The organism is Phycicoccus sp. 3266, assembly GCF_031456495.1.
Classification (GTDB): Bacteria; Actinomycetota; Actinomycetes; order Actinomycetales; family Dermatophilaceae; genus Pedococcus.
The window spans coordinates 62,097-83,463 of record NZ_JAVDUW010000004.1 but is presented as its reverse complement, the minus strand read 5'-3'; the positions used below and the strand labels follow the sequence as shown (position 1 = coordinate 83,463).

At 73.5% G+C, this 21,367-nt stretch carries 16 protein-coding genes; 3 read left to right on the top strand and 13 right to left on the bottom strand.

Annotated elements, in window-relative coordinates:
* Positions 1-5 precede the first annotated feature (5 nt).
* The 13 genes from ftsZ to mraZ form a co-directional block, all read right to left on the bottom strand.
* Positions 6-1,289: a cell division protein FtsZ gene (gene ftsZ, locus J2X64_RS18660; protein WP_310157758.1), complete on the bottom strand. Its 1,284-nt coding sequence runs from the start codon at positions 1,287-1,289 to the stop codon at positions 6-8.
* 312 nt (positions 1,290-1,601) lie between these two features.
* Positions 1,602-2,345 carry an FtsQ-type POTRA domain-containing protein gene (locus J2X64_RS18655; RefSeq protein ID WP_310157757.1) on the bottom strand — a complete coding sequence of 248 codons (744 nt, stop codon included), beginning with the start codon at positions 2,343-2,345 and terminating at the stop codon, positions 1,602-1,604.
* Positions 2,342-3,781, bottom strand: coding sequence for a UDP-N-acetylmuramate--L-alanine ligase (gene murC, locus J2X64_RS18650; protein WP_310157755.1), 1,440 nt, complete (start codon positions 3,779-3,781; stop codon positions 2,342-2,344). The genes J2X64_RS18655 and murC overlap by 4 nt, the downstream gene beginning before the upstream one ends.
* A complete protein-coding gene (gene murG, locus J2X64_RS18645) occupies positions 3,778-4,893 on the bottom strand; it encodes an undecaprenyldiphospho-muramoylpentapeptide beta-N-acetylglucosaminyltransferase (protein ID WP_310157753.1) in 1,116 nt (371 codons plus the stop codon). Before murG ends, murC begins: the two co-directional genes overlap by 4 nt.
* The gene (gene ftsW / locus J2X64_RS18640; RefSeq protein ID WP_310157751.1) at positions 4,893-6,158 is read right to left on the bottom strand and encodes a putative lipid II flippase FtsW; all 1,266 of its coding nucleotides are present in this window, start codon (positions 6,156-6,158) and stop codon (positions 4,893-4,895) included. The genes murG and ftsW overlap by 1 nt, the downstream gene beginning before the upstream one ends.
* A gap of 3 nt (positions 6,159-6,161) precedes the next feature.
* Complete coding sequence (murD, locus tag J2X64_RS18635) at positions 6,162-7,661, bottom strand: UDP-N-acetylmuramoyl-L-alanine--D-glutamate ligase (RefSeq protein ID WP_310157749.1); 1,500 nt, start codon at positions 7,659-7,661, stop codon at positions 6,162-6,164.
* Positions 7,658-8,740 carry a phospho-N-acetylmuramoyl-pentapeptide-transferase gene (gene mraY, locus J2X64_RS18630; protein WP_310157747.1) on the bottom strand — a complete coding sequence of 361 codons (1,083 nt, stop codon included), beginning with the start codon at positions 8,738-8,740 and terminating at the stop codon, positions 7,658-7,660. Before mraY ends, murD begins: the two co-directional genes overlap by 4 nt.
* Positions 8,737-10,188, bottom strand: coding sequence for a UDP-N-acetylmuramoyl-tripeptide--D-alanyl-D-alanine ligase (gene murF, locus J2X64_RS18625; protein ID WP_310157745.1), 1,452 nt, complete (start codon positions 10,186-10,188; stop codon positions 8,737-8,739). Before murF ends, mraY begins: the two co-directional genes overlap by 4 nt.
* Positions 10,185-11,780, bottom strand: a complete 1,596-nt coding sequence (locus J2X64_RS18620; RefSeq protein ID WP_310157743.1) for a UDP-N-acetylmuramoyl-L-alanyl-D-glutamate--2,6-diaminopimelate ligase — start codon at positions 11,778-11,780, stop codon at positions 10,185-10,187. Before J2X64_RS18620 ends, murF begins: the two co-directional genes overlap by 4 nt.
* 17 nt (positions 11,781-11,797) lie before the next feature.
* Positions 11,798-13,585, bottom strand: coding sequence for a penicillin-binding protein 2 (locus J2X64_RS18615; protein ID WP_310157740.1), 1,788 nt, complete (start codon positions 13,583-13,585; stop codon positions 11,798-11,800).
* Positions 13,586-13,880: 295 nt separating this feature from the next.
* Positions 13,881-14,546, bottom strand: a complete 666-nt coding sequence (locus tag J2X64_RS18610) for a hypothetical protein (RefSeq protein WP_310157738.1) — start codon at positions 14,544-14,546, stop codon at positions 13,881-13,883.
* Positions 14,543-15,535, bottom strand: coding sequence for a 16S rRNA (cytosine(1402)-N(4))-methyltransferase RsmH (rsmH, locus tag J2X64_RS18605; RefSeq protein ID WP_310157736.1), 993 nt, complete (start codon positions 15,533-15,535; stop codon positions 14,543-14,545). The genes J2X64_RS18610 and rsmH overlap by 4 nt, the downstream gene beginning before the upstream one ends.
* A gap of 255 nt (positions 15,536-15,790) precedes the next feature.
* A complete protein-coding gene (mraZ, locus tag J2X64_RS18600) occupies positions 15,791-16,222 on the bottom strand; it encodes a division/cell wall cluster transcriptional repressor MraZ (protein WP_310157734.1) in 432 nt (143 codons plus the stop codon).
* A gap of 424 nt (positions 16,223-16,646) precedes the next feature.
* Between mraZ and J2X64_RS18595 the strand changes: the two genes are divergently transcribed.
* The 3 genes from J2X64_RS18595 to J2X64_RS18585 are packed head-to-tail and all read left to right on the top strand — an operon-like array spanning position 16,647 to position 21,273.
* Positions 16,647-17,624, top strand: a complete 978-nt coding sequence (locus J2X64_RS18595; protein ID WP_397444094.1) for an AAA family ATPase — start codon at positions 16,647-16,649, stop codon at positions 17,622-17,624.
* 8 nt (positions 17,625-17,632) lie between these two features.
* Positions 17,633-18,892 carry a DUF58 domain-containing protein gene (locus tag J2X64_RS18590; RefSeq protein ID WP_310157732.1) on the top strand — a complete coding sequence of 420 codons (1,260 nt, stop codon included), beginning with the start codon at positions 17,633-17,635 and terminating at the stop codon, positions 18,890-18,892.
* On the top strand, positions 18,889-21,273 hold the full coding sequence (locus tag J2X64_RS18585) for a DUF3488 and transglutaminase-like domain-containing protein (protein ID WP_310157730.1): 2,385 nt from the start codon (positions 18,889-18,891) through the stop codon (positions 21,271-21,273). The genes J2X64_RS18590 and J2X64_RS18585 overlap by 4 nt, the downstream gene beginning before the upstream one ends.
* Positions 21,274-21,367: the final 94 nt, after the last annotated feature.

Genomic DNA, 21,367 nt, shown 5'->3' with positions numbered 1-21,367 from the left:
GGACCTCACTTGAGGAAGTCGGGCACGTCCAAGTCGTCGCCCTCGTCGAACGTGACGGTGCGCGGCGGCCGGCCGGCCGGCTCGCGCGGCGCGGCGGGCTGGGTCTGGTGCGGCTGGGAGGTGCTGACGCCCTCACCCTCGTGGTTGCGCACCGGGGCCGGCTGCGGCTGCGCCGGCGCGGACTGCTCAGGTGCCGGGCGGTATGCCGGCTGCGGGGCCGCCTGCGGAGCGGGCGCCGCCGGGGCGGGGGCCTGCGGTGCGGCCTGCTGGGGCGCGGCCTGGGCCGGACGCGAGGACCCCTGGATCTGGCCGATCGCCCGCTCGTTCTCGCGCTTGAGCGGCGCGCCCCCGTCGAAGCCCGCCGCGATGACGGTCACGCGGACCTCGTCGCCGAGGGCGTCGTCGATGACGGCTCCGAAGATGATGTTGGCCTCGGGGTGCGCGGCCTCCTGGACGAGGCGGGCCGCCTCGTTGATCTCGAAGAGGCCGAGGTCGCTGCCGCCCTGGATCGACAGCAGGACGCCGTGGGCGCCGTCGATGCTCGCCTCGAGCAGCGGGCTGGAGATCGCCAGTTCCGCAGCCTGCACCGCGCGGTCGTCGCCGCGCGAGGATCCGATGCCCATGAGCGCGGATCCCGCCCCCTGCATGACCGACTTGACGTCGGCGAAGTCGAGGTTGATCAGGCCGGGCGTCGTGATGAGGTCGGTGATGCCCTGGACACCGGAGAGCAGCACCTGGTCGGCGGACCGGAAGGCGTCGAGCATCGAGACGGCGCGGTCGCTGATCGACAGCAGCCGGTCGTTCGGGATGACGATGAGGGTGTCGACCTCCTCGCGCAGGTTGCCGATGCCGGACTCGGCCTGGTTGGCGCGCCGGCGGCCCTCGAAGGTGAACGGCCGGGTGACGACACCGATCGTCAGCGCGCCGAGCCCCTTGGCGATCTTGGCGACGACGGGCGCGCCACCGGTGCCGGTGCCACCGCCCTCGCCCGCGGTCACGAAGACCATGTCGGCGCCCTTGAGGACCTCCTCGATCTCCTCGGCGTGGTCCTCGGCAGCCTTGCGGCCGACCTCGGGGTCGGCGCCCGCGCCGAGCCCGCGGGTGAGCTCGCGGCCCACGTCGAGCTTGACGTCGGCGTCACTCATCAGCAGCGCCTGCGCGTCGGTGTTGATGGCGATGAACTCCACGCCCTTGAGGCCGACCTCGATCATGCGGTTGATGGCGTTGACGCCACCACCGCCGATGCCGACGACCTTGATGACGGCCAAGTAGTTCTGCGGTGCTGCCACGGCGGTGGGCCTCTCCTGGGGGTGCTGCTGGGTGCTGGTGTCTAGACGTGAAGTTGAGAGTTATGCCTGGTGTCCCAACGACTTCCGGTGCGGCCGACGGTATGCGTGGGGCCAGTGGCAGGCAACGAGGTGCTCCGCGTGTCGCAGCACGGATTGCCGGCATGACGGTGTTTTGCGGACCGGGTCCGGCGAAGTCTGTCACACCCGTCACACGGGCCCCACGTGCCCCGTGCCGCACACTGCCGGGAGCCGAGGTCCCCCGCGGGCCGCGAGAAGCCTCCACCCACCGTTCCAGCCCCCGGCGTGTGCGTCTCAGCGGGTGACGGGCGTGTTCGGTGCGCTCACGTCGATGACGGCGTGCGGCGTGCGCAGCAGGGCCTGGACGATGGCCAGCTTGCGCTCCGGCTCGGCCACCCCGCCCCAGACGACCGTCGTGCGACCCACCCTCATCGTCACGAGGTTGGCGCTGCTGACGGTCACCGCGGACACTCGCCGCTGGAGCGAGTCGGGCAGCACCCGGACGACGCCGACCGCGGTGGCGAGGGCGTCCTGGGACAGCGCCGCGTCGGAGGCGGCGCTCACGACCGGCACCCCCTTGGGCGCGGTGGTCACCTCGGCGTACGCGACCCCGGTCTCGTCCACAACCTTCAGTTGACCTTGAGGGTTCTTGACGACCAGGAAGGGCACGCGCGGGCTCGCGTGGATGACCAGGGTGCTGGGCCAGGAGCGCTCGATGGAGACGTCGGCCAGGGTGGCCCGCTCGGCGACCCGGGCGGCCACGCCGCGGGTGTCGACCCGCGCCAGCGGCTCCCCCATCGGGACCCTGGCGAGTTCCGTGATGGGCGCGACCTCCGCCTCCGGCACGCCCACGACCTCGACGCTGCGCACCGCCAGCACGGGGCTCCAGGCGACCAGCCACACCAGCAGGGCGACGACGGCGACCGCTCCCGCGGCATACCCCCACAGGCGCAGCGGGCGGCGCCGCGCGAACGTGGCGCGCTGCTGGAACCGGTCGCGCGACGAGGCCAGGCCGCGCGGGGTGCCGCGACCGCTCATCCCTGCGCGAGGACCCGCAGGACCTCGGGGCCGATCATGGTCACGTCACCGGCGCCCACCGTGAGGACGAGGTCGCCGTCGGCCGCGAGCCCGGCCACCACCTGCGGCACGGCGGTCCACGAGGAGACCACCCGGACGTCAGCGCCGGGCTCGAGCTCGAGCAGGGCGTCGGCCACGAGCTGGGAGGAGACACCGGGGACGGGGTCCTCGCGCGCGGCGTACACGTCCATGAGGACGACGACGTCCGCCGGCTTGAGGGCGGCCGCGAACTCGCGGGCGAAGTCCCGGGTCCGGGAGAACAGGTGCGGCTGGAAGACGACGACGAGGCGGCCCTGCCCGGCGACCAGGTCGCGACCGGTCGAGACGACCGCGGCCACCTTGCCGGGGTTGTGCGCGTAGTCGTCGACGACCGTCACGCCGGCCGCCGACCCCTTGGGCTCGAACCGCCGGCGCGTGCCGGTGAAGCCGAACAGCCCGTCCAGCACGCGGGTCGGGTCCTGGCCCAGCCCCTCGACGGCGACGGTGTATGCCGCGGCGGCGTTGAGCAGGTTGTGCCGACCGGGGATGTTGACCCGCAGCACCCGCGGCTCGCCGTCGGGACCGGTGAGGGTCGCACGGGCCATGAGCCCCCGGAACGTCTCCTGCCCCAGGACGACGTCGGCCTCGGGCGACCAGCCGTAGGTCAGGACGCGGGTGCCGGCGGCCCGGGCCTGTTCGGCGAGACTGCGCGAGCCCTCGTCGTCCTCGCAGGCGACGAGCAGGCCGCCGGGGAGCACCGACGTCGCGAACTCGGCGTACGCCTCCTGGACGCGGTCGAAGGTGCCGTAGAAGTCGAGGTGGTCCGGCTGCACGTTGGTGACGACGGCGACCTCGGGGTGGTAGACGAGGAACGAGCCGTCGCTCTCGTCGGCCTCGGCGACGAAGACGTCGCCGGTGCCCCAGTGCGCGTTGGTGCCGTGCTTGGCCAGCTCTCCCCCGGCCGCGAACGACGGGTCGATGCCGCAGTGCTGAAGCGCGACCGTGAGCATCGACGTCGTGGTCGTCTTGCCGTTGGCACCCGCCACCGCGACGCGGCGCGAACCGGCCATCGTCGAGGCCAGCGCCTGCGAACGGTGCAGGACGCGCAGGCCGCGCTCGCGCGCGGCAGCCAGCTCGACGTTGGTCTCGCGGATGGCCGAGGAGATGACCACCGTGTCGACGCCCTCGAGGTGGGCCGGGTCGTGACCCACGTGCACGTCGGCACCCTCGGCCGCCAGCGCGGCCAGCACCGGCGACTCCTTGGCGTCGGACCCGCTGACGCGGGTGCCCCGGGCGAGCATCACCCGCGCCACCCCGGACATGCCCGAGCCGCCGATGGCGATGAAGTGGACGGCTCCGAGCTCCTCGAGCGGCGGCACGGGCTCGGCGAAGTCGAAGCGCGCGTTGCGGCCGTTCACTGCCGGCCCTCCAGCGACTCGGCGTACGCGGCCTCGACCATGTCGGCGAGCAGCTCGTCGGCGCCGCGCTCGCCCACCCCGGCGGCAGCGGCGGCCATCGTGTCGACGCGCGCCCGGTCGGTCAGCAGCGGCAGCAGGGCTGAGTCGACCCACTCGGGGGTGGCCTGGGTGTCGTCGACGAGGAGGCCACCACCGGCGGCAACGACGTCGGAGGCGTTGAAGCGCTGCTCGCCGTTGCCGATCGGCAGCGGGACGTAGACGGCGGGCAGCCCCACGGCGGTCAGCTCGCACACCGTGTTGGCACCGGCGCGCGCGACGACGAGGTCGGCCGCGGCATACGCGAGGTCCATGCGGTCGGTGTAGGGGGCCACGACGTACGGCGGTCCCTCGCCCTCCAGGGCCGGCGTGAACTCCTTGCCGGCGCCGGTGAGGTGCAGGACCTGCACCCCGGAGGCGCGCAGCTGCGCGGCACGGGCCTCGAACGTGGCGTTGAGGCGCTGGGCGCCGAGCGACCCGCCGGTGACCAGGAGGGTCGGCCAGTGGTCGTCGAGGCCGAAGTGCGCGAGCCCCTCGGCGCGGGACGCGGACCGGTCGAGGTGGGCGATCTCGGGCCGCAGCGGCATGCCGATCGCGGTGGCGTGGGCCAGCCGTGTGCTCGCGAAGGTCGTGGCGACGTGGGTCGTCATCCGCGCCCCGACGCGGTTGGCCAGGCCGGGGCGCGCGTTCTGCTCGTGCACGACGACGGGCACGTGGCACCGCCGGGCGGCGAGGTATGCCGGGGTGGAGACGTAGCCGCCGAAGCCGACGACGACCTGGGCGCCGGTCTCCTCGATGGCGCGCTCCGCCGCGCGGACGGCGCCCCGCAGGTTCGTGGGCAGCCGCAGCAGGTCGCCGGAGGGCTTGCGCGGCAGCGGCACCTTGGGGACGGTCAGGAGCCGGTAGCCGCGGTCGGGGACGAGGCGGGACTCCAGCCCCGTCTCGGTGCCGAGCGCGGTGACGGTCAGCTCGGGGTGGCGCCGGCGCAGGCAGTCGGCCAGGGCCAGCAGCGGGGAGACGTGCCCGGCCGTCCCGCCGCCGGCCAGCAGGACGGACGTCGGGGTCGCGGTGGCCATCAGTCCCTCCCCCTCCGCCCGGGTAGGACGGCGATGGTGCGGCGCACCACGGACGGCTTCGCGGACAAGGCTTCGGAGCACCCCGGTTCGGCTCGGGCGAACGACAGGAGGATGCCGAGCGCCACCATCGTCGTCATGAGTGAGGACCCGCCGTAGGAGACGAGCGGGAGCGGCAGGCCGATGACCGGCAGCAGGCCGATCACCGCGCCGATGTTGACGAACGCCTGCACCACGATCCACGCCATGAAGCCGCCCGTCGCGATCTTGACGAACAGGTCGTCGGTGCGCAGGACGATGCGGTAGCAGATCAGCGCGAAGACGCAGAACAGGCCGAGCAGGACGAGCGTGCCCGGCAGGCCGAGCTCCTCGCCGAGGATGGCGAAGATGAAGTCGTTGTGCGCCTCCGGCAGCCACTGCCACTTCTCCCGGCTGGCGCCGAGCCCGACGCCCCACCAGCCGCCGTCGGCGAGGGCGTACCGCCCGTGCAGGGGCTGGCGGGCCGCGCCGTACGGGTCGGTGTCCTTGCCGAGCCAGACGTCGAAGCGGCCCAGCCGGTTGGGGCTGGTCACGATGAGGGTCACGGCCCCGGCGGCCATGCCGGCCACGCCCCACGCGAACAGCTTGCGGGGCACGCCCGCGGTGAACAGCACCGCGCCGATGATGCCGCCCATGACGATGGCGGTGCCGAGGTCACCGCCACCGAGCACCAGGCCCAGCGTCAGCAGGGCGCAGGGCACGAGGTAGGGGACGATGACGTTCTTGATGCGGTCCAGGGAGCGGCGTCGCGCCGAGAGCAGGGCCGCGCCCACGAGGACGAGGCCGATCTTGGCGAACTCCGAGGGCTGGATCGTGAAGCTGCCGAACCCGAGCCAGTTGCGGTTGCCGTTGACGGTGACGCCGAGCGGGGTGAAGACGAGCAGCTGGGCCGCCAGCGAGGCGGCCAGGATCGGCAGGGACATGGCCTTCCAGCCGCGGACCGGGATCCGGCTGGCGACGAGCATCGCGATCCCGCCGAGGGCCGCGAAGAGCAGCTGCTTGCGGAAGTAGAGGTACGGCGTGCCGTTGTGCGACTCGACGAGCGACTTCACCGACGACGCCGACAGCACCATGATCAGCCCGATGACGACGAGCACCACCGAGACGGACAGCAGGACGTAGTAGCTGGTGACGGGCGAGTCGAGCCGGCCCAGCCAGCCACTGAGGCGCTGGTCGTCGGCGCGCGACGCCTTCCGCGCCCCCGGGGGCGCGGCGGTGGCACTGCTCACGGCCTACTCTCCTGCGGTGCCGGCACGACGGGCGACCGCCGCTGCGAAGGCATCGCCCCGCGCGCCGTAGTTGGGGAACATGTCCATCGACGCCGCCGCCGGCGCCAGGAGCACGACGTCGCCCGGCTCGGCGAGCTCGGCCGCGCGCGTCACGACGACGTCCATGACCCCAGTGTCCGTGCTCGGGACGTCCACGACGGGGACATCCGGCGCGTGTCGGGCGAGCGCCTGCGCGATCTGCTCGCGGTCGGCGCCGATGAGCACGACGCCCCGCAGCCGGCTCGCGGCGTCCTTGACCAGGTCGTCGACGTCGGCGCCCTTGAGCAGGCCACCGGCCACCCAGACGACCTTCTCGAACGAGTGCAGGGACGCGGCCGCGGCGTGCGGGTTGGTGGCCTTGGAGTCGTCGACGAAGCGGACCCCGTCGACCTCCCCCACCTGGGCGATGCGGTGCGGCTCGGGGGTGAAGGCGCGCAGGCCGTCGCGCACCGCGACCGGTGGCACGCCGTACGCGCGGGCGAGCGCGGCGGCGGCGAGGGCGTTCGCGACGTTGTGCGGGGCCAGGACGGCCGAGGACCCCTGCACGTCGGCCAGCGTCGCGAGCTCGGCCGCGGACGTGCGGCGCTCCTCGACGAAGGCGCGGTCGGCGAGGACGTCGTCGACCAGGCCCACCATCGACAGGCCCGGGGTGCCGAGGGTGAAGCCGATCGCCCGGCAGCCCTCCTGCACCTCGGCGTCCATGACGAGCTGCTCGGTCACGGGGTCCTGCACGTTGTAGACGCAGGCGACCTTGGTGTTGGCGTAGACCTTGCCCTTGGCGAGCCGGTAGGCCTCCATCGAGCCGTGCCAGTCGAGGTGGTCGGGCGCGAGGTTGAGGCAGGCAGAGGCGTGCGGCGCCAGCGAGTCCGACCAGTGCAGCTGGAAGCTCGACAGCTCGACGGCGATCACGTCGTACGGCTCGGGGTGCAGGACCGCCTCGAGGATCGGGGTGCCGACGTTGCCGGCCGCGGTGGCCCGCAGGCCGGCGGCACGCAGCATCGAGGCCAGCATCTCGACGGTGGTCGTCTTGCCGTTGGTGCCCGTCACGGTGAGCCACGGGGCCGGGCCGACGGCCTGGCGCATGCGCCACGCGAGCTCGACCTCGCCCCAGACGGGCACGCCACGCGCGGCCGCGTCGGCGAGCAGCGGCTGGTCCGGCCGCCACCCCGGGGAGGTGACGACGAGGTCGGCGTCCCAGCCCTGCGGCATACCGGACACGTGCTCGGGGCCGAGGCCCACGTCGACGCCGAGGATGTCCAGGATCCGCGCCCGCTCCCCCAGCGCGGTGTTGACGGCGGGGTCCCCGCCGTCGACACCGACGACGACGGCGCCGCGCTCGTGCAGGGCGTCGGCGGCGGCGAAGCCGCTCACGCCGAGCCCGGCGACGAGGACGCGAAGCCCGCTCCAGTCGGCCGACGCGTTGGTGAGTCCGTCGAGGCGGCCCCCGACCGGTGCGCCGCTCACTGGGCCCCCACGACCCACTCGGCGTAGAACAGCCCGAGGCCGAGCGCCACGAACAGCCCCGCGACGATCCAGAACCGGATGACGATCGTGACCTCGTTCCACCCAAGCAGCTCGAAGTGGTGCTGCAGCGGCGCCATCCGGAACACCCGTTTGCCGGTGAGCTTGAACGAGCCGACCTGGATGATCACCGACAGCGTGATCGCGACGAACAGGCCGCCGAGGATGATGATGAGCAGCTCGGTGCGGGTGGTGATCGCGAGGCCGGCCAGCGCACCGCCGAGGGCGAGCGAGCCGGTGTCACCCATGAAGATCTTGGCCGGCGAGGCGTTCCACCACAGGAAGCCGAAACAGGCCCCCATGCAGGCGGCGGCCACGACTGCGAGGTCGCGGGAGTCGCGCACCTCGTAGCACTTCAGGCCAGGGGTGATCTGGCAGTTCTGGTTGCCCTGCCAGATGCCGATGAGGACGTAGGCGGCGAACACCATCACCGAGGCACCGGTCGCGAGGCCGTCGAGGCCGTCGGTGAGGTTCACGCCGTTGGACGTGCCGGCGATCATGAGGTTGGCCCAGATGACGAACAGGATCAGCCCGATGAGCGGCCCGGCGAAGGCCAGGTTGAAGGGCGTGTCCCGCACGAACGAGATCTGGGTCGACGCCGGGGTCCGCCAGTGGCTGTTGGGGAACTGCAGCGCCAGCACGGCGAAGACGACGGCGACCAGCGTCTGGCCCGCGAGCTTCTCCCCCGAGCGCAGGCCGAGGCTGCGCTGCTTGGAGATCTTGATGTAGTCGTCGAGGAACCCGACCAGCCCCAGCCCGGCCATGAGGAACAGCACCAGGACGCCGCTCCAGGTGAGCGGCGTCGCGGTGACGAGGTGCGCGAGGGCGTATGCCGCGAGGCTCGAGCCGATGATGACCGCGCCACCCATCGTGGGCGTGCCTCGCTTGGTGTGGTGCGAGGTCGGGCCGTCGTCGCGGATGAACTGCCCGTAGCCCTGGCGGACCAGGAACTTGATGAACATGGGGGTCCCGAGCAGGGCACCCACGAGGGAGATGACGGCTGCCGCCAGCACCGCCTTCACGTCGCGTCCTCCTCGGTGCCGCCGGCCACAGCCGTGGGTCCGGCGTCGCCGGCCACCTTGTCCCCGAGCCACCGTAGCCCGGCGTCGCGGCTGGACTTGAACAACACGACGTCTCCCGGGGCGAGTGTCTGGGCAAGCAGATCGTAGGCGGCGTCGGCGTCGGGGACCCACACGGCCTCCTGGCCCCACGAGCCCTCGTGCTGGGCGCCGGTGGCCATGGGCCGGGCGGTCTCGCCGACGACGACGAGGCGGCTGATGTTGAGGCGGACCGCCAGCCGGCCGATGGCGTCGTGCTCGGTGGTCGACTCCTCGCCGAGCTCGAGCATCGAGCCGAGGACGGCCCAGGTCCGCCGGGGGGTGCCGTCGTCGGCGCGGCTCATCGCCACGAGGGCCTTGAGCGCGGCGCGCATCGACTCCGGGTTGGCGTTGTAGGCGTCGTTGACGACGGTGACGCCGTCGGGGCGCTCGGTGACCTCCATGCGCCACCGCGAGGCGGGCTTCGCCGTGGCCAGGGCCCTCACCGTCGAGTCGAGGTCGAGGCCGCAGGCGAGGGCAGCGGCGACCACGGAGAGCGCGTTGGCGACGTGGTGCTCGCCGTGCAGCTGCAGGGTGACGTCGGCCGACCCCTGCGGCGTCGTGAGCCGGAAGGACGGGCGCCCCTGGGGGTCGAGGGTGATGTCCTGGGCGCGCACCTCGGCGTCGGAGGCGGTGCCGACCAGGACGACCCGGGCCTGCGTCTTCGCCGCCATGCCGCGCACCGCCGTGTCGTCGCCGTTGAGGACGGCGACGCCGTCGGCGGGCAGGGCCTCGACCAGCTCGGCCTTGGCGATCGCGATCGCCTCGCGGGAGCCGAACTCGCCCACGTGGGCGGACCCGACGTTGAGCTCGAGGCCGATGCGCGGCGGCGCGATGGTCGTGAGGTAGCGGATGTGGCCGGTGCCGCGCGCGCCCATCTCGGCGACGAGGTAGCGCGTGTCGGGGGTGACGCGGAAGACGGTGAGGGGCACCCCGACCTCGGAGTTGAGCGAGCCCACGGGCGCGACGGTCGGCGCGGCCTGCGACAGGACGTGGGCCAGCAGGTCCTTGGTCGAGGTCTTGCCGGAGGACCCGGTGATGCCGATGACGGTCAGGTGCGGGTGCCGGTCGACGACCCCCCGTGCCAGCGTCGCGAGCCCGTCCTGGATGTCGTCCACGACGACGCAGGGGAGGTCCTCGACGGGGCGGGTGGTCATGGCGGCGACGGCACCCTGCTCCTTGGCGGGGCCCACGAAGGCGTGCCCGTCGGCCTGCTCCCCGACCCGGGCGACGTAGAGCCCTCCCGGGCCGGCCTCCCGCGAGTCGGTGACGACGGGCCCGTCGACCACGAGGGCGGCCGCCGCGACGTCGTCGATGCCGTGGAGCCGGCCACCGGTGACCTCGGCCACCTCGGCCAGCGTCATGGGGATCACGAGGGCTCCCCCGCAGCGGTCAGCTCGTCGAGGGCGGCACGCGCCACGTCCCTGTCGTCGAAGGGATGCACCGTCCCAGCGACCTCCTGTCCCGTCTCGTGTCCCTTGCCGACCACTGCCACCACGCTCCCCGGCCCCGCGTCGCGGCCCGCGCGCACTGCTCGCCGGATGGCCTCGGCCCGGCCGGCCACGTCGTGCAGCTCGGCCGTGGTCCCCGCCGCCCGCGCGCCCTCGAGGACGGCGCGGCGGATGTCGGCCGGGTCCTCCGAGCGCGGGTTGTCGTCGGTGACCAGGACGATGTCCGCGCCCTCGGCCGCGGCCCGGCCCATCGCCTCGCGCTTGCCCCGGTCGCGGTCCCCACCCGCCCCGAGGACGACCACCAGCGCGCCCCGGGTCGACGCGCGCAGGGCCGACAGCGCGGCCGCGACGGCGTCGGGGGTGTGCGCGTAGTCGACCACCACGAGCGGCAGCTCGACCTCGGTGCCCCGCGTCCCCGATGCGCCCGCACCCGTCGTCCCGGCGCCCGCTGCACCCGTGACCGACGGCGTGACCGGCTCCATGCGGCCCGGCACGTGCGGGTCCTGCGCCATGGCCGCCTCCACCTGCGGCACGGACGTGCCACCGAGGACCAGGGACAGGGCGGCCATCGCGGTGTTGACGCGGTTGAAGTCGCCGGGCAGCGCCGAGCGCAGCCGCAGGGTGGTGCTGCCGTCGCCGAGCTCGAACCGCGCGGCGTCGCCGGGCTGGACGGTGAGCCGCCAGTCGGCCTCGACGTCGGGCAGCGAGGTCAGGGTCGTCACCGGCACGCCGGCGGTGCCTGCCAGCTCCCGGCCCCACTCGTCGTCGACGCAGACCAGGCCGCGGCGGGACCGCTCGGGCGTGAAGAGCGAGGCCTTCGCGAGGAAGTAGTCGCGCATCGTCGGGTGGAAGTCGAGGTGGTCCTGCGACAGGTTCGTGAAGAGGGCGAGGTCGTAGACGACGCCGTCGACGCGGTGCTGGACCAGCGCGTGGCTCGAGACCTCCATGACGCAGTCGTCGAGCTCCCGCTCTGCCATGACCGCGAGGAGGGCGTGCAGGACCGGGGCCTCGGGGGTGGTGCGCACCGACCGGATGCGCTCGTCGCCGATCCGCGTCTCGACGGTGCCGATGAGCCCGGTGCGCCTGCCGAGGGCGCGCAGCGCCGAGCTGAGCAGGTATGCCGTGGTCGTCTTGCCGTTGGTCCCGGTGATGCCGTACATCGTCAGCGCCAGGTCGGTGGTCCCGAAGACCCGGGAGGCCGCGGCTCCGACGACCGAGCGCGGCTGCTCCACGACGACCCGGGGCAGCGTGACGTCCGTGTCGTCGAGGACCTGGGCGCCCGCCCGGTCCGTGAGGACGGCGACGGCGCCCAGCCCGGCCGCGCCCGCGGCATACGACGCACCGTGGGCGGTGGCCCCCGGGAGGGCGGCGTAGAGGTCGCCCGCGCACACGTCACGCGAGTCGAGGGTCACCCCCGTGACGGGGGCGTCGGCGCCCACGAGGGTGCCGCCGACGAGGGTCGCCAGCGTCGACAGCGGGGTCGCGTGCGGGGACGCCGGGCGGGGGAAAGACACGGAGAGCGAGCCTACCGTCAGGGGCCGGAGCCCGAGGAGCCGTGGTCGCGGATGACGGTGGGGTCGCTCGGCGACGGCGTGTCCTTGGGTCGGATGACCGCGACCGGCGACTTCGTTCCGGTGGGCGGGATCCTGAGCTCCTGCAGCGCGTACGTCATGACGTCGTGGAAGACCGGGCCGGCCACGGCGCCACCGAAGTAGCCCTTGATGGGGCGCTGGAGCGTGACCGCCACGACGATCTGCGGGTCGTCCGCGGGGGCGAACCCGATGAAGCTCGCGGTCTTGCCGGAGTAGCCGCCGGTGCGCGGGTCGTAGCGGTCGGCGGTGCCGGTCTTGCCGGCGACGCGGTAGCCGTCGATCTTGGCCTCGGGCGCCGTGCCCTCCTTGCCGACGACGCCCTCGAGCATGTCGCGGACCTGCTTGGCGACCTTGGGCGAGACCACGGTCACGGGGTCGGGCCTGGCCGCCGGGGTGAAACCGCCGTGCCCGTCGCCCACACCGGCGACGATGCGTGGCGGGATCCGCACGCCGTCGTTGGCGATCGTCTGGAAGACGCCGGCGGCCTGGAGGGCGTTGACGGCCAGGCCCTGGCCGAACAGGACGGTGTAGCGCTGCGAGCCGCTCCAGTCCTTGTAGTTCGTCAACAGGCCGGGGCCCTCGCCGGGGAAGTCCATGCCCGACGTCGCGCCGAGGCCGAACTTGCGGAAGTAGCTGTACGTCTTGGCCGCCCCGACCCGCTCGGTCGCGAGGATGGTGCCGATGTTGCTCGACTGCGCCAACACCCCGGCGAAGGTGAGGTACTCCGTCGGGTGGTCGTGGCTGTCCTTGAACGAGGTGCCGGCGCGCGGCAGGCGGTTCGGGACCTCGACGACGGTCGACGGGGTGACCACGCCCTCCTGCAGGGCAGCGGCAGCGGCCATGACCTTGCCGGTCGACCCCGGCTCGTACACCTCGCTCCACGCCTTGTTGGTCCAGTTGTCGCTGGACTGGCCTGGCTGGTTCGGGTCGAACGTGGGGTACGACGCGACGGCGAGCAGCTCACCGGTCTTGACGTTCTCGACGACGACCGTGCCCGACAGCGCCTTGGTCTCCAGGACCTTCTGCGCCACCGTGTTCTGCGCGTACCACTGCAGGTCCGAGTCGATGGTGAGCCGCACGTCCTTGCCCGGCACGGCAGGGATCGTCTCCTGGCGGGCGTTCGGGATCGGGCGGCCGTCCTGGCTCTGCTCGAAGATCGTCTTGCCGGCCTTGCCCTTGAGCTCCTTGTCCATGAGCACCTCGAGGCCACCACCTGCGGTGCCGTCGGCGCGCACGAAGCCGACGAGCGAGGCCGCTGCCGTCGAGGTCGGGTAGTTCCGCTCGCTGGTCGGCTCGGAGTAGACGCCGTTGACGCCGAGCTCGGAGATCTTGCGCCAGTTCAGGGGCGTGACGTTCTTCTGCAGGACGCGGTACCGCGCGTCACCGGTGAGCATCTTCGTCAGCTCGGGGACCGCGATGCCCAGCAACGGCGAGAGGTCCTGCGCCGCGCCCGCGACGCCGACCTTGGTGCGCACGCCACCGACCGTCTTCGTGTACTGCGGCACCGCCGTCTGGTCGACCGTCACGGTGCGCCGCTCGATGCTGGACGCCAGGACGGTGCCGTTGCGGTCGAGGATCGAGCCGCGCATCGCCGGGTAGACGATCGTGCCCATCCGCTTGGACTCCGCGGTCTGGGAGACGCCGGCTGCGTCGAAGCCCTGCAGCCGCAGCAGCTGTGCCCCGAAGATGCTGAAGACGAACAGCACGGCCACCGTCATCGTGCGCATGCGGCGGCGCGGGTTGCCACCGCCGAGCCGGACCGGCTTGGCGCCGGGACGCCGCGGCGGAGGACCGCCGCTCCCCCGTCCCGGACCGGGGCGCCCCGGACGCGGCGGGCGTGCCGGCTGCTGGGCGCGGGCCTGCGGCCGGCGGGGACGGGCGGCCGACGCCTTCGGGTGCTGCGGCTCCGGGCGTGCCCCCGGCGACGTCACGGGTCGCTGGCGCGGGGTACCGGGGCGTGTGCCTCGGGACTGCGTCACTGGCTACCTCGTGTCCTCGGGTGGGCGGTTCGGTGGTTCAGGTTCAGTGGGAGGGGGTGGCCGCCGGCGTGACCGGCTTCGTCCTCGCCGGCGTGGTGGTCGTGGAGCTCGTCGTCGTCCGCGTCCTGGCGTTGACGCTGGTGACGGTCGTGACGACCGAGCCGTCGGCCTTGGTCACCACCGTCTTCGTCGTGGTCACGTCCCCCTTGGCACTCACCGTCGTCCTGGGCGTCTTCTGCGCCGCGGCCTTGGACGAGCCGGGCGTGGTCGTCGCGGTCTGCGGTGCGGTCACCACGGTAAATCCGCCGTCCTTGGCCGCGGCCTTCGCCACGCCGAGCACCTTGCCGTCGGACAGCCGCAGGAAGGCCGCCGAGTCCGAGGGCACCATCCCGAGCTTGCCGGCGCGGGTCGCGAGGTTGGCCGGGCTGCGCTGGGCGTCGATCGCCTGGGTCAGGGCCTGCTGGGTGTCGGTGAGCTCGCCGGAGGTCTGCTGGAGGCGGTGCAGCGTGAACGAGCCCTCGGCCATGGCGGTGTTGAGCATGAGCAGCGCGACGAGGCCGCCCACGAGCAGCAGCATGCACAGGGCCGCGAAGAGACCGTTGCCGGGGTGGCCCACCGCGGCCGGGACCAGGCGCAGCGGCTGCGGGGTCACCGCCCGCCGCGCAGGTGCCCGAGATGCGACCCTCGCCGTCGCAGTCTGCTGGCTCATCGGTGGGTTCCCTTCGTCGGTGCCGGGGTGGGTCGGGTGCGCTCGGCCGCGCGGAGGCGGACCGAGGCGGATCGGGGGTTGGCGGCCTGCTCCTCGGGGGACGCCTCCTCGGCGCCACGGGTGAGCAGCCGCAGGTATGCCGCGTGCTCGGGGAGCTCGACCGGCAGGCCGGCCGGGGCGCTGCTGCGCGCGCCCTCGGCGAGGACGCGCTTGGTGATGCGGTCCTCGAGCGAGTGGTAGGACAGGACGGCGACACGGCCGCCGACCGCGAGCGCGTCGATCGCCCGCGGCAGCGCCCGGGCCCAGACGGACAGCTCGGCGTTGACCTCGATGCGCAGCGCCTGGAAGGTCCGCTTGCCGGGGTGGCCACCACTCTTCTGCGACGCGGCCGGCACGACCTTCTTGAGCAGCTCGACGAGCCGGGCCGAGCGGTCGAAGGGTGCCACCTCGCGCTCGCGCACCACGGCGGCGGCGATCTTGCGCGCGAACCGCTCCTCGCCGTACTCGCGCAGGACCCGCTCGAGGTCCGCGGCGTCGTAGGTGTTGAGCACGTCCGCCGCGGTGATCCCCGTGGTCTGGTCCATCCGCATGTCCAGGGGCGCGTCCTGCGCGTAGGCGAAGCCGCGGTCGGCCTCGTCGAGCTGCAGCGAGGAGACGCCGAGGTCGAAGAGCATCGCCCGGGCCTCCCGGATTCCGAGGTCGCGCAGCGCGGTGTCGACGTCGTCGTAGACGGCGTGCACGAAGCTGGTGCGGTCCGCGTAGGGCGCGAGCCGCTCCGCCGCCAGCTCGAGGGCCTCGGTGTCGCGGTCGATGCCGACGACGTGGGCCTGCGGGCAGCGCTGCAGGATCGCCTCGGCGTGCCCGCCCATGCCGAGCGTGCCGTCGACGTAGACGGCGCCCGGCTCCTGGAGCGCGGGGGCGAGCAGCTCGACGATGCGGTCGCGGAGCACGGGAACGTGCCGGTCCGCGGCCGCTCCTCGTGCGTTCATGCCAACTCCTGCTGGTGGTGCTTCGTGGTGGTGCCGTGCGGGTGGTGCGGGTGGTGCTGGGTGCCCGGCGCTGGTGCCGGGCCGGTGGTGCTTCGGGTGGTGCCGTGCTGCGTGGTGCCGTGCTGCGTGGTGCCGGTGGCAGGTCCCTGAGGTCAGGTCCCCATCCGCTCCAGGGGGTGCAGCCCGGGACGGGGGAAGTCGTCCCGGGAGGCGGAGCGGCTGGAGACCTGGCTCCAGGGCGCGTGGCCCGGTCGGTCAGAGCAGCCCGGGGATCACCTCCTCGGACTGGTCGGCGAAGCCCTGCTCGGTGCTCTGCAGGTAGGCGTTCCAGGCGTCGGTGTCCCAGACCTCCACGCGGCTACCGGCTCCGATGACGGTGCACTCGCGGGTGAGCCCGGCATACGCACGCAGGTTGGCCGGGATGGTCACCCGCCCCTGCTTGTCCGGCACCTCGTCGCTCGCACCGGACAGGAAGACACGGGTGAAGTCGCGGACCGCCTTGCTCGTCGTCGGGGCGGCCTGCATCTGCTGCGTGACCCGCAGGAACTCCTCCATCGGGAAGACGTAGAGGCAGCGCTCCTGCCCCCGGGTCACCACCAGCCCGTCGGCCATCCGGTCGCGGAACTTGGCGGGCAGGAAGAGCCGGCCCTTGTCGTCGAGGCGAGGCGTGTGGGTACCGAGGAACACGGCGCCACCACCCCATCTCGACCCGAGGAGGGCCCCACGGCCCTCTCACGTCCCCCACTTTACTCCACCACTCTCCCCCACGTCAGCAAAACCCGCGCCCAGACCTCATCCGTTCGGCCATTTCCGCAGGTCAGCCTCGGTGGAGTGAAGTGGGGAGAAAAGTGGGACGCGGTCGCCACAGGCAGCCAGCAGGCCCGGCCGCCGGGTGGCGAGGCCCGCCCGCCGGCCGTCGCACCGCCCCGGGGAGGTCACAGGACGGCATACCTCCTGTTCCAAGTGGAGGGTTGTGGGGGAAGATCGAGCAACCACCCGGCAGGCGCACCGTGGCGACCGCCGGGACGAACGAAGGGGGACGCCGGTGCCAGCGAGCGGCGAGGAGCAGACCAGCGTGGACCGAGGCAGCAGCACCGCCCCGAGGACGGAGATCCTCTCCCTGCCGGCAGGCTCCCCCGCCTCCCTCAACCAGGTCAGCGAGGTGGCCTCGCGCCTGGCCCGCGCCATGAACTCGGTCATCGAGGGCAAGCCCGACGTGGTCCACACCGCGATCACGGTGCTGCTGGCCGAGGGGCACCTGCTGCTCGAGGACGTCCCCGGCGTCGGCAAGACGATGCTCGCCAAGACCCTCGCCCGGTCGATCGACTGCTCGGTGCGCCGGGTGCAGTTCACGCCCGACCTGCTCCCCAGCGACATCACCGGCGTGAGCGTCTTCAACCAGGACGTGCGCGACTTCGAGTTCCGGCCCGGCGCGATCTTCGCCAACGTCGTGGTCGGCGACGAGATCAACCGGGCCTCGCCCAAGACCCAGTCGGCGCTGCTGGAGTCGATGGAAGAGGGCCAGGTCACCGTCGACGGCCAGACCTACGACCTGCCGCGGCCGTTCATCGTCATGGCCACCCAGAACCCGATCGAGATGGAGGGCACCTACCCCCTCCCGGAGGCCCAGCGCGACCGCTTCATGGCCCGCATCTCCCTCGGCTACCCCTCCGCCCGTGCCGAGGTGGCGATGCTCGACACCCACGGCCAGGTCTCGCCGCTGGAGACCCTGACCCCGGTCACCGACGCCGCCACGGTGTCGGCGATGGTCAAGGCGGTCCGCTCGGTCTTCACCAGCGACGCGATCAAGCAGTACGTCGTCGACCTGTCCGCGGCCACCCGGTCGAGCACCGCGCTGCGCCTGGGTGCCTCGCCCCGGGCGACCCTGCACATGCTCCGCGCCGCCCGCGCGCACGCCGCGCTCGAGGGCCGCGACCACGTGCTGCCGGACGACGTCCAGGCCGTCGTGCTGCCGGTCCTGGCCCACCGCCTCATCCCCACCGGGGAGACCCAGCTCGCCCGCCGCAGCACCGGCGAGGTGCTGCAGGACCTCATGCGGCGCGTCCCCGTCCCTGCGGCCGGCCGCTGAGGTAGCCCGTGCGCAGGCTTCGCGACCTCCTCACCACGCGAGGGCGGGCGTTCGTCGCGGCGGGCGTCACGCTGGTGCTCTGCGGCGTCGGGCTCGGCTTCACCGACCTCACCCGAATCGGCGTCCTGCTCGTCGCCCTCCCCCTGCTCAGCGGCATGCTGATGCGCCGGCACGACCTGCGGTTCTCGCTCGAGCGCACCGCCGTGCCGGGCCGGGTGCAGGTCGACGAGAAGGCGCTGGTGACCCTCGCCATCGAGAACGCCGGCGCCGCGACCAGCCCGCTGCTCATGGCCGAGGAGCAGCTCGACTACGCCCTGGGCGACCGCCCGCGTTTCGTCGTCCCGCGGATGCGGCGCGGGGACCGCCAGGAGGTCCACTACACGGTGCGCTCGCACGTCCGCGGCCGGCACCGGCTCGGCCCGCTCGGCGTGCGGCTGCGCGACCCGTTCGGGCTGAGCACCCGGGTCGCGGCGATCTCCGGGTCGAGCGACGTCCTCGTGCTGCCGCGGATCCTGCCGCTCGGCGGCGGACGTCCGGCGGGGAGCGGCGTCGGCGCGGAGGGCGCGATCCCGCACATGGTGGCCCTGCACGGCGAGGACGACGTGTCGATCCGCGCCTACCGCGACGGCGACGACCTGCGCCGCATCCACTGGCCGGCGACCGCCAAGACCGGCGACCTCATGGTGCGCCAGGAGGACCGGCCGGCCCGCCGCCGGGCGGTCGTCGTGCTCGACTCGCGGGCCCGCGGCCACCACGGCAGCGGCACCTCGAGCTCCTTCGAGTGGGCCGTGACCGCGTGCGCCTCGGTGGCCGTCCACCTGCTCGCCCAGGCGTATGCCGTGCACCTCGTCTGCGACGAGACGGCCGAGGACGGGCGGGCCGCGAGCGCCATGGAGGTCGACCCGCTGCTCGACGTCCTCGCCGTCGCCCAGCCCGGGCGCGACGACCTGTTCGCCGACGTGCTGCAGGCCGCGCACCCCGTGACGGCGTCCGGCGGCCTCGTGCTGGCCGTCGTGACCGACCTGGACGAGGAGCTCGCCCGCCGGGTCGCGTCGCTGCGCCAGCCGGGCGGGACCGCCCTGGCCATCGTGCTGGACCCCGACGGGTTCGGGGCGACCCGTCGCCGGCACGCGCACGGATCGGGTGAGCTGCCGTGCGTGCCGATCCTGCAGGGTGCCGGCTGGGGCGTCGCGGTCGTGGGCTCCGGCGACGACCTGGCCACCGTCTGGACGGCACTGTCCGGCACCGGCTCGAGGGTGGTCGCGTGAACCGCGGGCGCGTCGCCGACTCCGTCCTCGCCGGGCTCGCCTCGGCCGTCGTGGCCTGGCCGCTGACAACCCTGTTCACGCCGAGCACCTGGATCCGCCCCACCCTGGCGATGGTCGCCGTGGTCGTCGTGGCCGGGATCGTGGCGCGCAACCTCACGAGCTCGTGGGTCGCCGTCGTCCTCACCCAGCTCGTCGGCGTGGTCGTGGCCGCCGGGTGGGTCTACGGGCGCGGCCACCTGTGGCACGGCCTGCCCACGCCCGACATGGTGCTCGCGTTCAACCGGCTGCTGGTCGACGCCCGCGAGACCATCCAGAACTACGCGGCGCCGGCGCCGACCAACCGCGGCGTCAGCCTGGGCATCGGGCTGGCGATCGGGGCCGCCGCCATCCTGGTCGACCACCTCGCGGTGATGCGTCGCTCCCCCGCCCTCGCCGGGCTGCCCCTGCTGACCACCTTCCTCATCTCGGCCTCGAACTCCGGCGACGCCCTCAACCCCATGTACTTCGTCGCCGCCGGCGGTGTCTGGCTCCTGCTGCTGGGCCGCCAGGGCATCGCCTCGCTGCGGCGGTGGAGCACCACGGTGCCGCTGAGCGCGTCCGGCCGCCGGCACGACGACGACCGCGACGGGTCGTTCGGGTACGCCGCCGCCGGCCGCTCGCTGGCCGTGGCGGGGTTGGCCGTCGCAGTGCTGCTGCCGGTGGCCATCCCCCACCTCCCGACCAGGTACCTCATCGACGGGCTCGGCCGCTCGCAGCAGGCGACCGGGTTCAGCGACGGCCAGGTCGGGCTGCGCTCGACGATCGACCTCACCCGCAGCCTGGAGAACCCGTCCAAGGCACCGGTGTTCACGTACACGACGAACGCGCGGCTGCTCAGCCCGCTGCGCATCGGGGTCCTGGAGACCTACCAGGACGACACGTGGCGGCCCGACGCCCCGGACGTGCAGTACGCCCGGCGTTCGCAGGTCGAACTCCCGCAGGACCTGGACCCCAGCGTCCCGCGCGAGACCTACCGCGTGACGGTCGACGACTCGCGCATCGAGGCACCGCAGGTCGCGGCCCCGACGCCGGTCGTCTCCGGCGACCTCGGCCGCGTGCCGTGGGGCGTCGACGCCAACACCTCGGTGGTGTCGGTGGAGCGCGCCGCCCGGTCGTACAGCTTCACCTACCTCGCCCTCAACCCCACGCCGGAGTCCCTCGCGCAGCCCGTGCAGCAGCTCGACGGTGGGCTCATCCCTCCGGACCTGCGGGTCGACCTGGCGGCCAAGCCCGCGATCGAGAGGGCCGTCCGCGAGGTCGTGCCCAAGGGTGCGACGCGGATCGAGGCGGCGCAGGCGATCCAGAAGTACCTGCGCACCGACGGCGGCTTCCGCTACTCCCTGCAGGTCCCGGACACCGTGCGCAACCAGTTCGGCCAGCTCGAGCGCCCCGATGCCATCACGCTGTTCCTGCGGGCCAAGGTCGGCTACTGCGTCCAGTTCGCGACCGCCATGGTGATGATGGCCCGCGAGGCCGGCATCCCGGCCCGGATGGCCATCGGCTACCTGCCGGGCACCGCGAGCCGCGGCAGCTACGTCGTCACCGGCGCCGAGGCCCACGCGTGGCCCGAGCTGTTCTTCGAGGGCATCGGCTGGCTGCGCTTCGAGCCGACCCCGTCCGGCACGCAGAGCACCGTCGCACCGCCCTATTCGCTGCAGTCCACGACGCCGGACACCACGGTGCCGACCGGGGCCAGCACGGCCACGAGCACCCCCACCCCGACGAGCACCCGGCCCGACGGGCGCAACGACCCGGGCGCGAGCGACCCGACCCGCACCACCTCCGCCAGCAACGGCATCGCCGACTGGTTCGGCGGCCGCGGCATGACGATCGCGCTGTGGGTGCTGCTGGGCGTCCTGGCAGGGGTGCTCGGGTCCCTCGCCGTGCCGCTCGCGGCGCGCGCGCGACGACGGCGGCAGCTGCGGCACGCCGCGGACGAAGCCGCACGGGTCGAGGTGGAGTGGCGCTCGATGGTCGAGCGCATCGGCGACCTCGGCGTCATCCCACCGCGGGGCAGCACCCCGCGGCAGGTGGGGGCGTTCTACCAGCGCGAGGCCTACCTCGAGGGTGAGCAGTCGACCGCCCTGCGCCGGGTGGTCGACGGGGTGGAGCGAGCGCGCTACGCCCGCCCGGGCTCGACCGCCCTCACCGACATCCGCCACGAGAGCGCCACGGTGGTCAAGGCCGTGTCTGGAGTGCGTCGCAGGCGCGACCGGCTCCGCGCCGTGTGGTGGCCCACGGAGGGTGTCGTGGAGTGGCGGGAGCGCCGCGACGCGGTGACCGGGCTCGTGCGCCGCCCGTGGGACCGGTTCCAGGACTGGCGGGCCGCCCGCCGCGACTGAGCGGGCCCGGCAGGCGGGGCGCAGCGGCGCGGCGGGCCTGGGCCCGGGGACCCGGGCCGGCCGAGGCCCCGCAGGACCCGGGACCCAAGCCTCT

What these genes read in the sequence shown, in the direction of transcription:
- J2X64_RS18655 (WP_310157757.1), bottom strand. Translation starts at nt 2,345, where the DNA reads ATGAGCGGTCGCGGCACCCCGCGCGGCCTGGCCTCGTCGCGCGACCGG.
- J2X64_RS18615 (WP_310157740.1), bottom strand. Translation starts at nt 13,585, where the DNA reads ATGCGCACGATGACGGTGGCCGTGCTGTTCGTCTTCAGCATCTTCGGG.
- J2X64_RS18610 (WP_310157738.1), bottom strand. Translation starts at nt 14,546, where the DNA reads ATGAGCCAGCAGACTGCGACGGCGAGGGTCGCATCTCGGGCACCTGCG.
- rsmH (WP_310157736.1), bottom strand. Translation starts at nt 15,535, where the DNA reads ATGAACGCACGAGGAGCGGCCGCGGACCGGCACGTTCCCGTGCTCCGC.
- murG (WP_310157753.1), bottom strand. Translation starts at nt 4,893, where the DNA reads ATGGCCACCGCGACCCCGACGTCCGTCCTGCTGGCCGGCGGCGGGACG.